Annotated in this window: 10 protein-coding genes and 1 pseudogene; 8 read left to right on the top strand and 3 right to left on the bottom strand. The window is 40.3% G+C overall.

Annotated features, from left to right (window positions below):
• The 4 genes and pseudogenes from RHS_RS24110 to RHS_RS24095 all read left to right on the top strand — a co-directional run.
• Positions 1-1,247 (top strand): annotated as a pseudogene (locus tag RHS_RS24110) (V-type ATP synthase subunit A); the annotation flags it as partial.
• A gap of 12 nt (positions 1,248-1,259) precedes the next feature.
• Positions 1,260-2,651 carry a V-type ATP synthase subunit B gene (locus RHS_RS24105; RefSeq protein ID WP_027295624.1) on the top strand — a complete coding sequence of 464 codons (1,392 nt, stop codon included), beginning with the start codon at positions 1,260-1,262 and terminating at the stop codon, positions 2,649-2,651.
• The gene (locus RHS_RS24100; RefSeq protein ID WP_027295623.1) at positions 2,651-3,268 is read left to right on the top strand and encodes a V-type ATP synthase subunit D; all 618 of its coding nucleotides are present in this window, start codon (positions 2,651-2,653) and stop codon (positions 3,266-3,268) included. Before RHS_RS24105 ends, RHS_RS24100 begins: the two co-directional genes overlap by 1 nt.
• A gap of 222 nt (positions 3,269-3,490) precedes the next feature.
• Positions 3,491-5,185: an NlpC/P60 family protein gene (locus tag RHS_RS24095; RefSeq protein WP_047834596.1), complete on the top strand. Its 1,695-nt coding sequence runs from the start codon at positions 3,491-3,493 to the stop codon at positions 5,183-5,185.
• A gap of 114 nt (positions 5,186-5,299) precedes the next feature.
• Here the strand turns inward: RHS_RS24095 and RHS_RS24090 are convergent, their stop codons facing one another.
• The 3 genes from RHS_RS24090 to trxB form a co-directional block, all read right to left on the bottom strand.
• The gene (locus tag RHS_RS24090) at positions 5,300-5,503 is read right to left on the bottom strand and encodes a hypothetical protein (RefSeq protein ID WP_141728688.1); all 204 of its coding nucleotides are present in this window, start codon (positions 5,501-5,503) and stop codon (positions 5,300-5,302) included.
• 611 nt (positions 5,504-6,114) lie between these two features.
• A complete protein-coding gene (locus tag RHS_RS31850; protein ID WP_027295620.1) occupies positions 6,115-7,674 on the bottom strand; it encodes a C40 family peptidase in 1,560 nt (519 codons plus the stop codon).
• A gap of 163 nt (positions 7,675-7,837) precedes the next feature.
• Entirely contained in the window at positions 7,838-8,758 is a 921-nt protein-coding gene (gene trxB / locus RHS_RS24080; RefSeq protein ID WP_044297695.1) for a thioredoxin-disulfide reductase, read from the bottom strand.
• Between the two features lie 299 nt (positions 8,759-9,057).
• On the opposite strand from trxB, the gene RHS_RS24075 reads away from it, so the two are divergent.
• The 4 genes from RHS_RS24075 to RHS_RS24060 all read left to right on the top strand — a co-directional run bounded on the left by RHS_RS24075 (position 9,058) and on the right by RHS_RS24060 (position 11,467).
• Entirely contained in the window at positions 9,058-9,447 is a 390-nt protein-coding gene (locus RHS_RS24075; protein ID WP_027295618.1) for a transcriptional repressor, read from the top strand.
• A 163-nt stretch (positions 9,448-9,610) separates the two neighbouring features.
• The gene (locus tag RHS_RS24070) at positions 9,611-10,153 is read left to right on the top strand and encodes an NADH peroxidase (RefSeq protein ID WP_027295617.1); all 543 of its coding nucleotides are present in this window, start codon (positions 9,611-9,613) and stop codon (positions 10,151-10,153) included.
• A 238-nt stretch (positions 10,154-10,391) separates the two neighbouring features.
• Positions 10,392-10,748, top strand: coding sequence for a hypothetical protein (locus RHS_RS24065; RefSeq protein WP_044297696.1), 357 nt, complete (start codon positions 10,392-10,394; stop codon positions 10,746-10,748).
• 176 nt (positions 10,749-10,924) lie between these two features.
• Positions 10,925-11,467 carry an NADH peroxidase gene (locus tag RHS_RS24060; protein ID WP_027295615.1) on the top strand — a complete coding sequence of 181 codons (543 nt, stop codon included), beginning with the start codon at positions 10,925-10,927 and terminating at the stop codon, positions 11,465-11,467.
• Positions 11,468-11,648: the final 181 nt, after the last annotated feature.

Below are 11,648 nucleotides of genomic sequence, written 5' to 3'. Positions count from 1 at the left end.
ATCGTTACCATTCAGTTACCGGATGGTACGGAAAGAAATTANCCTTAGCACAGAAATGGCCGATTCGTGTTCCAAGACCAACCGAAAAACGTTATGCTGCAAGCAAACCTTTAATTACCGGACAACGTATTATCGATTCTATGTTCCCGATTGCAAAAGGTGGTACGGCTGCTGTTCCCGGCGGATTCGGAACCGGTAAGACCATGACACAGCATCAGATCGCAAAATGGTCCAATGCCGACATTATCATCTATATCGGCTGCGGTGAACGTGGAAATGAGATGACACAGGTTCTGGAAGAATTCTCGGAACTGGTTGACCCCAGAAGCGGCAATCCTTTGATGGACAGAACGACTCTGATTGCAAATACATCCAACATGCCTGTTGCTGCCCGTGAAGCTTCTATCTACACCGGTATTACACTGGCTGAATATTATCGTGATATGGGTTATGACGTTGCAATCATGGCCGATTCAACTTCCCGTTGGGCAGAAGCTCTTCGTGAATTATCCGGACGTCTGGAAGAAATGCCTGCTGAGGAAGGTTTCCCGGCATATCTGGCATCCAGATTATCTGCTTTCTATGAAAGAGCCGGACTTATGCAGAATTTAAATGGAACAGAAGGAAGCGTATCTATCATCGGAGCTGTATCTCCTCAGGGTGGTGATTTCTCCGAACCAGTTACACAAAATACCAAACGTTTCGTAAGATGTTTCTGGGGACTTGATAAATCCCTTGCCTATGCAAGACATTTCCCCGCTATTCAATGGCTGACCAGCTACAGTGAATATCTGACAGACCTTGGTCCATGGTACAAAGACAACGTAGATCCAAACTTTGTAGATAACCGTAATCAGATTATGGCTATCTTAAACCAGGAAAGCAGTTTAATGGAAATCGTTAAACTGATTGGTGGTGACGTACTCCCGGATGACCAGAAGCTTACCTTGGAAATCGCAAGGGTAATCCGTCTCGGTTTCTTACAGCAGAATGCTTTCCACAAAGATGATACCTGCGTTCCGATGACCAAACAGTTCAAAATGATGGAAATTATTCTTTACCTGAATAAAAAAGCAAAAGCCCTGGTTACTATGGGAATGCCAATGTCCATCTTAAAAGAAAGCAACATTTTTGACAAAATTGTTTCTATTAAATATGATGTTCCAAACGATCATCTGGAAAAATTCGACGACTACAAGAGAGAAATCGACGAATTTTATAATGAAGTTTTAGCTAAAAATGCATAGGAGGGTTAAATCATGTCAATTGAATATTTAGGACTTAGTCAGATCAACGGCCCCCTTATTGTATTAGAAGGAGTCCAGAATGCTTCTTTCGAAGAAATCGTTGAGATTACAGTAGAAGGAACCGAAAAGAAACTGGGCCGTATCGTAGAGCTGTATGAAGATAAAGCAATCATTCAGGTATTTGAGGGAAATGAGAATATGTCCCTGAAAAATACCCATACAAAATTAACCGGACATCCAATGGAGATCGCACTATCTCCGGATATCCTGGGACGTACTTTCAACGGTATCGGTCAGCCGATCGATGACCTCGGAGAAATTACACCCGAAGTTAAATTAAATGTTAACGGTCTTCCGTTAAACCCGGTAACCCGTGAATATCCGCGTAACTATATCCGTACCGGCGTTTCTGCAATTGACGGACTGACCACACTGATCCGTGGACAGAAGCTTCCTATTTTCTCAGGAAACGGACTTCCCCATGACAGACTAGCGGCACAGATCGTAAAACAGGCTTCTCTTGGTGATAACTCAGATGAAAAATTCGCTATCGTTTTTGCCGCTATGGGTGTTAAATATGACGTAGCAGAATTCTTCCGCAAAACCTTCGAGGAAAGCGGTGTTTCCGATCACGTTGTTATGTACTTAAACCTGGCTAACGACCCGGTCGTTGAACGTCTGATCACACCGAAGGTTGCTCTTACTGCAGCTGAATATCTGGCTTTTGAAAAAGGCATGCATATCCTGGTTATCTTAACGGATATGACCTCTTTTGCAGAAGCAATGCGTGAGGTTTCCTCATCGAAAGGTGAAATCCCAAGCAGAAAAGGCTTCCCTGGCTACTTATACAGTGAACTGGCAACGATTTATGAAAGAGCCGGAATTGTACAGGGCATCAGCGGTTCTGTAACCCAGATCCCGATTCTGACCATGCCAAATGATGATATTACTCATCCGATCCCTGACCTCACCGGTTACATTACCGAAGGACAGATCGTATTGGACCGTGAGTTACATGGCCAGGCAATTTATCCGCCTATCAACGTTCTTCCTTCTCTGTCCCGTCTGATGAAGGATGGTATCGGAGCCGGATATACAAGGGAGGATCATCAGGACGTAGCCAACCAGCTCTTCTCCTGCTATGCTAAGGTTGGAGATGCCAGAGCTCTGGCAAGCGTTATCGGTGAAGACGAACTGTCTCCTCTCGATAAAATTTATTTAAAGTTTGGTAAATCTTTTGAACAGGAATTCGTTGGACAGGGCGAAAACGAAAACCGTTCCATTATCGATACCCTGGAAAAAGGCTGGGAACTTCTTGGAATGCTTCCTAGAGAAGAACTTGACCGTATCGATACAAAGGTTCTTGATAAATACTACAAACCTGCCGAGTCAGAGGTGATTTAATGAATCCAAATACATTTCCTACGAAGGGTAACTTAATATTAGCTAAGAACTCTCTGGCTCTTGCAAAACAGGGCTTCGATCTGATGGATAAGAAGAGAAATATCCTGATCAAAGAGATTATGGGGCTGATTGACCAGGCGCAGGATATTCAATCACAGATTGATGAAACATTCCGTACCGCCTATGCTGCTCTCCAAAGAGCTAATATCGAGCACGGTATCAACTATGTACAGGAGATTTCTTTCTCCGTACCGGTTGAGAATTCCATTCGTATAAAAACGCGAAGCGTAATGGGAACTGAAATTCCTCTTGTGGAGGCAGATCCCATCGTAAATGAACCAACATACGCTTATTATACGACGAAACGGTCACTGGATGAAGCAAAGGTTTCCTTCGAGAAAGTAAAGGAACTGACGATCAGACTTTCCATGATCGAGAATTCTGCATACCGGCTTGCAACCAATATCAAGAAGACACAAAAACGTGCCAATGCTTTGAAAAACATTACAATCCCTACTTACACCGAACTCACAAAGAGTATTCAAAATGCATTGGAAGAAAAAGAACGTGAAGAATTCACAAGACTGAAAGTCATAAAACGTATGCATTCCAAATAATACTAAATATGACAAATATTACTTCGTCATAGCATACAAAATCAGGCGTCCATATCTGTGCAACATACATAGATATGGACTTTTCTTTTGCTTTTTCATGAATAAATGTTGACATTTCCTTCCAGATGGGCTACTATTTTAAATGAAGTGTAATATATTTGTAACGTATATACACACACTCGCAATATTTAAAAGAGAATGAAAATATCAAAGGAGTATAGGATGAAGAAAAAAATTCTTGTAGTGCTTTCCCTGGTAGGAATATTAGCTACGTCTATACCTGCCCCTGATGTTCAGGCGGCCTGGAAAGTGACGGATCAGGGACGACAGTACACAACGAATTCTACACTTGGCTATGCAACTGGCTTTAAGAAGATAAAAGGAAATTGGTACTATTTTGATAAACAGGGTATCATGAAAACCGGATGGGTTTACACAGACCGCCAATGGTACTATTTAAGAGCCAATGGTAAAATGGCCAAAAATACGTGGATTGGTAATTTTTATGTAACGGCTGACGGGTCTATGGCACGTAATACCAGAGTAAACGGCGTAGAATTTGACGCCTATGGAAATAAAGTACTATCCTCCAGCGGAGATTCCGGTACAAGTTCCTATTCAAAAAAGAAGAAAAATGGCTGGTATCAGTCCAAGAGCGAAAAGACCTGGTATTATTATAACGATCAGGGTGTGAAAGCCAAAGGCTGGCTCACTCTTCCAAATGGGAAATATTACCTGGATCCTGATACCGGAGCGATGGAAACCGGATTTACAAAGATCGGCCGGTCTTCATACTATTTCAATAAATCAACCGGTAAAATGCAAACGGGATGGTATAAAGTAGGTCGCAAGCGCTACTACTCCTCTAAATCCGGTATTGTAAAAAAGAATCGCTGGTTAAGTAAAAAAACAATGTACGCCGGTAAAAAGGGCGCTATGGTAACCGGATGGGCAACCATTAAAGGGGAACGGTATTATTTCAGCCCTTCAACTGCCAAGAAAGTGACAGGCTGGCAGAAATTAGACGACAAGTGGTATTGCTTTGATAAAAATGGCGTTATGGCCAAAAATAAATGGATGACATACGGACCAACCAGAAAGAAATGTTATCTTCAGAGTGATGGCAGCATGGCTTCCAGTCAATGGGTAGGTAAGTATCATGTGTCAGCAAGCGGATACCGTGATGGACAAACCCGCACCAAAGGTCTCTTTTATGAAAATGGAAAAACTTATTATAACGATAAAAAATATAATAAGGTGACAGGCTGGGTAACCGTCGATAGTAAACGCTATTACTTTGGCAGTGATTTTGCCGCAGTAAAAGGCTGGCAGACAATTGACAATAAGAGATTCTATTTTGACTTAAACGGAGTGATGCAAACCGGCTTATTGGATATCGGGACCCATACATATTATTTCAATACTGACGGTTCTATGGTTGCATCCGCTACAATTATGGTAAACGGTGTAGCTTATACATTCGATGCAGACGGCGCATATATTGATCCGGATATTCCTGCAGATGCTACAAAAGGCGAACAAATCGCAGCTTATGCCAAGAAATTCCGCGGCAACCCATATGTATGGGGCGGCACCAGTCTGACAAATGGGGCGGACTGTTCCGGATTCACCATGAGCGTAATGAAGCACTTCGGCATATCCATTCCAAGAGTTGCGGAAGACCAGGCAAATGGTTATTCACCCTGGGGTGGTATCTATAACAAAGGAAAATCTGTGATACCGGATGAGAGACATCTGCTTCCGGGAGATCTGGTATTCTATTACAGCCCGGTAGGGCATGTAGGAATCTACATTGGTAATGGGCAGATCATTCATGCCAGCAACGCAACAACCGGCATTATAATATCAGACTTTGACTATACAACACCGGTTTCGGCAATGCGCTACTGGGCATAGCCAACGACAGATCATTAAATACGAAATATTCCGGAACCAACTGTTAATAACAGTTGGTTCTTCTTTTATTTCATCCAAAGAAACGCTATTCCATTTCTCTACACTTTAATCGCCTCATATGCCCTCATTTTGAGTATTGGTGATGGCTTTTATGCCTTGCTCATAAATTGCCTTAGAACAGGCAATCAGAGCGTTATAAATCATAATATGCCAGCGGTATTTACCTGCATTCTGCATTTCATCCAGCTTAACTATTTTACTTCTTAAATCGTCTATTTCCTGAATCCCCCACTTTCTAAGCAACCTATTCTTATACATCTCAACACATCTTGTTTCCTCTCTTAAACTCCGTCCCATATACTCCTTTACCCAGATACCCGCCCTCCAAAATAATTAATACACAATTATCCATATTATCTGAAAATGGCAATCATCTTCATTTTTTCAAAACCATATTAAGACGATAAAAAAGTCAATACCCAATCAGCTCTTTTTCCACATAAAAATACGAATTATCACATTTTACAAAACGTTTGTTCCTAAAAAATACTATGTAAACCTGTGAAAATTCGATCTTTTATGTGGATAATGTGCATAACTTAGTGTATAACTCCATTTTGCCACTATTTCCGACATTTTCGATGTGGATAACTCGACACAGTTATACACACGGATTTTACACTTCTCTCCAAGTTTCGACAAAATTTGTGCATCTTGTATAACCTTTGAATTGTGAGGAATTTTTTGAATTGTATTAAATTTTTTCCCTTTCCATATTGTAGCAAATATTAAATCATTCCACTCTCCCCTCGTCTGCTCTCAGGAATATGCTCAAGGCAAACCGATTTTATCTTATAAAACAAATCCAGGAATAAACAGTCCCATATCAAAAAAACCTCCACTCTTTCGAGTGAAGGTCCTAATTCAAATTAATCTAAGTAACTTCTTGCACTGCATGGCTGTCTGTAACCCATATCAGATACGATAATTCCTGTTGTAGAACTGCTGGCATGAACTACCTGATTGTTACCAATGTACATAGATACATGTCCAATTCCACCATCGCCATTGTAGAATAACAGGTCGCCTGGCTGAATACTTCCAAGATCTACTGCTCTGCCGCTGCCTGCCTGAGAAGCTGCAACTCGAGGAATACTAATACCGAAGTTCGCCAGAACAGACTGTGTAAATCCTGAACAGTCAGCTCCGTTTGTTAAGCTTGTACCGCCCCATACATATGGATTTCCAACGAACTGTAATGCGAAACTTACAACGCTTTGTCTAAGCCCAGATGCGTTTGAAGACTGTCCTGCATCCGGTGTCTCTGTAGATCCGCCTGTTGTATCACCAAACTGCTGTTCCTGATTATCTGCTGTATTTCCACCAGACTGACTTCCGTCTGTCTGAGGCTGCTGCTGTTGCTGCTGTGCTGCTGCATCCGCTGCTGCCTGTGCATCTGCTGCCGCTTTTGCCTGTGCATCCGCCTGTGCCTGTGCATCTGCTGCTGCCTGTGCTGCCGCCTCTGCCTGTGCCTGTGCGTTTGCTGCTGCCTGCTCTGCTGCCGCCTGATCAGCTGCTTCCTGAGCTTTCGCTGCTGCATCCGCTGCTTCCTGCTCTGCTGCTGCCTGCTGTGCTGCTAATGCATCTGCTGCGGACTGTGCGTCTGCTGCTTCCTGCGCTGCCTGATTTGCTGCTGCCTGTTCCTGAGAATCTAAGTACTCTAACCAGGCTTTATCTTTTTCTGCCTGTTCAGCTGCTGCCTGTGCTGCTGCTGCTTCATCAGCTTTTCTTGCTTCTTCTACTGCCGCCAGATAAGCCGCTTCTTCTGCTGCTATTCTCGCTTCTTCTTCTTCCTTTGATTCTGCTTCCACAAATTTTGTATCGCACTCTACATAGTCTTTTGCTACATATCCTACAACATCAGAATCTACCGAAACTTTTACCCAGTCACCCAGATCTTCTTCTACCTGAAGTTTTTCTGCATCACCAACAAGTGTAACAACATCAGAATCTGTATTTGGATCCTGGCGTACCATTAATGTTGTTGTGTTAACAGTAGCAACTTCTTCCCCTACCTCTTTGGCAAGTTCTTCTGCTTTTGCTCCTGTTGCAAAAAAATCTTTGCTTACATATCCTGTTACAGAGCCTGATTTAATTAAATACCAGTCACCTTCCTGACCGAGAATTTCAGCTGCTGAATTATTATAAAGTTTACCAAGTACTTTTCCATCTTCCGTACTCGCTGCATCTCTGATGTTAACATATGCATCATCATTTACCTGCGCAATAGCAAGTCCATCATATTTACTTGGCTCGGCTGGGGTAGTATTCTCAGTTGACTGGCCTGCATCTTTATTTTCTTCAACTTTAGCCTGTAATCCTGCTAAAGGTACATCTGCACCAGCAGCCATTGTTAATATCCCAGTACTTCCAAAAGTTATAGATGCTGCCATTAGACAGGCTGCAATCTTCATCATCCTTTTCTTCATTACTTATCCTCGACCTCCAATATATCTTATCTTTCAATTATTATTTATTACGAAATTATTAAAATTATTACATTGCTATCATAACAAATATTACATGATTTGTCAATGCCGATAATATATTTTTTAAATCTGTAATAATATAATGGAAGGCCAGATGCTCTGTTTATGCGTATATAAGGTAGTTTTGTACGGAAGTTACGGCATTTGCACCATCCGCGGCTGCTGTAATAATTTGACGTAACATTTTTGTACGAATATCTCCTGCTGCAAAAATTCCTTTCTTATTTGTAACACAATCTTCATTAGCTACAATATATCCATGCTCATCTGTTTCCACGATATTCTGAAACACCTCAGAATTAGGCAGAATTCCTACTGCTATAAACACACCATCCACAGCAACTTTCTCTTCTTTTTCATTTTTAATATTAGTTACTGTTACAGACTCTACATTTTCTTCTCCGTTAATGCTGTTAACAACAGAGTCCCAAATGACTTCTACATTACCACATGCAAACAACTTCTCCTGCAAAATCTTTGCTGCACGCAGCTCATCCCTTCTATGAATAAGGAATACTTTCTCACATACTCTTGCCAGAAAAATTGCATCCTCTACGGCAACATCACCGCCGCCTACAACGGCAACTGTTTTGTTTTTAAAAAAAGCACCATCACAGGTAGCACAATAGGATACCCCCATGCCAGCCAGTTCTTCTTCTCCCGGAACTCCTAATTTACGGTGTCTCGCCCCAGCAGCTAAAATGACCGTTTTTCCAATGAATTCACCCTGATCCGTAACAACTTTCCGATCCGTTTCTTCTATTATAATGTCACTTACTTCTGCAGTAACAAATTCTGCTCCCAAAGCGTCTGCGTGCTCTCTGAACTTTGTGGCCATATCAAAGCCATTGATCCCTGGCAGGCCCGGATAATTATCAACTTCATAAGTATTGATTACCTGACCGCCGCTTACATAATTTTTTTCAATAATAAGACATTCTAATTTTGCTCTTTCTGCATAAATTGCCGCAGCCAGCCCTGCCGGTCCGGAGCCGATTATAATTGTATCAAATTTTTTTTCCATTGTTTACTACTCCTTATTTTGTATTTACAGTATTTACCTTAATATTAGTATTATACCGCAGTTCTGTAAAATATGTCACCCTTTACTTATTTTCACTTAAACGGTCTCTTTTTATCCCATACAAAAATCAAATAATACCGGTTCACTCTCCTTCTGATTCATTTATACTCAAATCAGTAAAAAACAAGGCAAATCAGGCATAATTTGATATAAACTGATCAATAAAACATTTGACAAATGTTAAATAATCATATACAATAAAATCAGTAACCGTTATCATTATTATAAGGAGGTGAATCATGGCTACTCTAAAATACAGTAAACAACGGGAATCTATTATAGAGTTCTTAGCAACCAGAAAAGACCACCCCACTGCCGACACTGTATATATGAACATCAGGGAGCAATTTCCAAAGATCAGTCTGGGAACAGTTTATCGTAACCTTGCCCTGTTATCCGATTTGGGAGAAATCACAAAAATTGTAACAGGAGACGGCGCAGACCGCTTTGACTATAATACAAACCCACACAATCATTTTGTCTGCACGAAATGCCACAGTGTGCTCGATTTAGAAATGGATAATATTGATGAAATCGTCAATGTCGCACAAAAGGATTTTTCAGGTAAAATAGACGGCTATATTACACATTTTATGGGAGTTTGTCCGGATTGCATCAAAAAATCATAATTTCACAAAAAAAGCTTGACTTCATGTAAGAGTTATGATAAATTAATATCAGTAATCGTTACTGATTTCTAAAATTCAAAATACAAACTAATTATTCATCGATCCGGTATTCTACTGCCGGGTCGGTACAAAAAATATTTATATAAGATAAGGAGATTGAAAAATGGCTAAATTTGTATGTAATGTATGTGGTTATGTTCATGAAGGAGATTCTGCACCGGAAGTCTGTCCAATCTGTAAAGCACCTGCTAGTAAGTTTACAAAACAGGAAGAAGGCATGAGCTGGGCTGCTGAACATGTTGTTGGTATCGCACAGGGCGTTTCTGAAGACATCTTAGCAGACTTAAGAGCAAACTTTGAAGGAGAATGTTCTGAAGTTGGTATGTACCTGGCTATGTCCAGAGTTGCTCACAGAGAGGGCTATCCTGAAATCGGTTTATACTGGGAAAAAGCTGCTTATGAAGAAGCAGAGCATGCTGCAAAATTCGCTGAATTACTTGGTGAAGTTGTAACTGACAGCACAAAGAAAAACCTGGAAATGAGAGTTGCTGCTGAAAACGGCGCTACAGCAGGTAAATTTGATCTTGCAAAACGTGCAAAAGCTGCTGATCTGGATGCAATTCATGACACTGTTCATGAAATGGCAAAAGACGAAGCTCGTCACGGTAAAGCTTTCAAAGGTTTATTAGAAAGATATTTCGGTTAATCACGATAACATTTCACTATACTCTAAATATAAAAGTATGTATTCTTGTTACTAAGGATACATACTTTTTTTATTTTTCGAGCTTTTTTGACACACAATATTTGAAGTCAGCTCATGTTTCATAAAATTTACATTATTATCATTAATTTTTTATAATAACAGATGACAATTCCCGCAAAATAATGCATAATATTGGTAAGCGCTAAAACATATCTATTTTAAAAGGAGAAAACAACCTATGAAAGTACTGTACAAAAATATGGATCAATTATTAAGTGTCATGGATGTTAACAAAGCAGAATATCTTATGGATGAAGAAATTTTAGAGTTTTGTGGACCGGAAGAAGATTTTGGAATAAAAATATCCCTTCCATTGGCTGAAAAAATCATTTCTGCCCTTTATCAGGACGATAAAGCAGATGTGACTCAATTTACATATTGCGAAATTGATTCATTTTACGAGGATGATGACGAGGACGAAGAGGATGATGATTTTGATGAGGACGACGACGAAGATTTTATAGATGAAATTCTGGATTCTATGGAGCAGAATAAAATTCCGGGGTCCCGCAGAATTACTTTTCCAAGAAAATAATTCTATCGAAATACCATAACCACTATTAAGATAATCACAGTCACAATAATTTGAAATTTTTTCCAAATACCTATTGACAAATGACCTGTTAAGGAGTATATTAATATCAGTAACAATTACTAATATTAAATAAGGGTTATAAGAAAACCCCATAAAATAAAAAGGAGATTGATAAAATGGCTAAATTTGTATGTAATGTATGTGGTTATGTTCATGAAGGAGATTCTGCACCGGAGGTATGTCCAATCTGTAAAGCACCTGCAAGCAAGTTCACAAAACAGGAAGAAGGCATGAGCTGGGCTGCTGAACATGTTGTTGGTATTGCAAAAGGTGTTTCTGAAGACATTTTGGCAGACTTAAGAGCAAACTTTGAAGGAGAATGTTCAGAAGTTGGTATGTACCTGGCTATGTCCAGAGTTGCTCACAGAGAAGGCTATCCTGAAATCGGTTTATACTGGGAAAAAGCTGCTCATGAAGAAGCAGAGCACGCTGCAAAATTTGCAGAATTACTTGGTGAAGTCTTAACAGACAGTACAAAGAAAAACCTGGAAATGAGAGTTGCTGCTGAAAACGGCGCTACAGCAGGTAAATTTGATCTTGCAAAACGTGCAAAAGCAGCTGATCTGGATGCTATCCATGACACTGTACATGAAATGGCCAGAGATGAAGCTCGCCACGGTAAAGCATTTAAAGGTTTATTAGAGAGATACTTCGGCTAATATTCCCTTGTGTTAAGATTAATAGCATCAACTGGCAGGCATGCCCTATTGGTGAAGTAATAAAAGCCATTGAAACTTTCTTTGAAGGAGGTTTCAATGGCTTTTTGCTGCTCTTCCAAGTGTTAGGTAGTACTGCCTGTATAACTAGTACTATTGATATCCTCTACACAAAAATTTCCGT

The sequence above is a fragment of the Robinsoniella sp. RHS genome (assembly GCF_001029355.1).
GTDB lineage: Bacteria > Bacillota > Clostridia > Lachnospirales > Lachnospiraceae > Robinsoniella > Robinsoniella peoriensis.
The sequence above is the reverse complement of the archived record's forward strand: the minus strand, read 5'-3'. Positions and strand labels throughout refer to the sequence as shown.

What these genes read in the sequence shown, in the direction of transcription:
- RHS_RS24105 (WP_027295624.1), top strand. Translation starts at nt 1,260, where the DNA reads ATGTCAATTGAATATTTAGGACTTAGTCAGATCAACGGCCCCCTTATT.
- RHS_RS24100 (WP_027295623.1), top strand. Translation starts at nt 2,651, where the DNA reads ATGAATCCAAATACATTTCCTACGAAGGGTAACTTAATATTAGCTAAG.
- RHS_RS24095 (WP_047834596.1), top strand. Translation starts at nt 3,491, where the DNA reads ATGAAGAAAAAAATTCTTGTAGTGCTTTCCCTGGTAGGAATATTAGCT.
- RHS_RS24090 (WP_141728688.1), bottom strand. Translation starts at nt 5,503, where the DNA reads ATGTATAAGAATAGGTTGCTTAGAAAGTGGGGGATTCAGGAAATAGAC.
- RHS_RS31850 (WP_027295620.1), bottom strand. Translation starts at nt 7,674, where the DNA reads ATGAAGAAAAGGATGATGAAGATTGCAGCCTGTCTAATGGCAGCATCT.
- trxB (WP_044297695.1), bottom strand. Translation starts at nt 8,758, where the DNA reads ATGGAAAAAAAATTTGATACAATTATAATCGGCTCCGGACCGGCAGGG.
- RHS_RS24075 (WP_027295618.1), top strand. Translation starts at nt 9,058, where the DNA reads ATGGCTACTCTAAAATACAGTAAACAACGGGAATCTATTATAGAGTTC.
- RHS_RS24070 (WP_027295617.1), top strand. Translation starts at nt 9,611, where the DNA reads ATGGCTAAATTTGTATGTAATGTATGTGGTTATGTTCATGAAGGAGAT.
- RHS_RS24065 (WP_044297696.1), top strand. Translation starts at nt 10,392, where the DNA reads ATGAAAGTACTGTACAAAAATATGGATCAATTATTAAGTGTCATGGAT.
- RHS_RS24060 (WP_027295615.1), top strand. Translation starts at nt 10,925, where the DNA reads ATGGCTAAATTTGTATGTAATGTATGTGGTTATGTTCATGAAGGAGAT.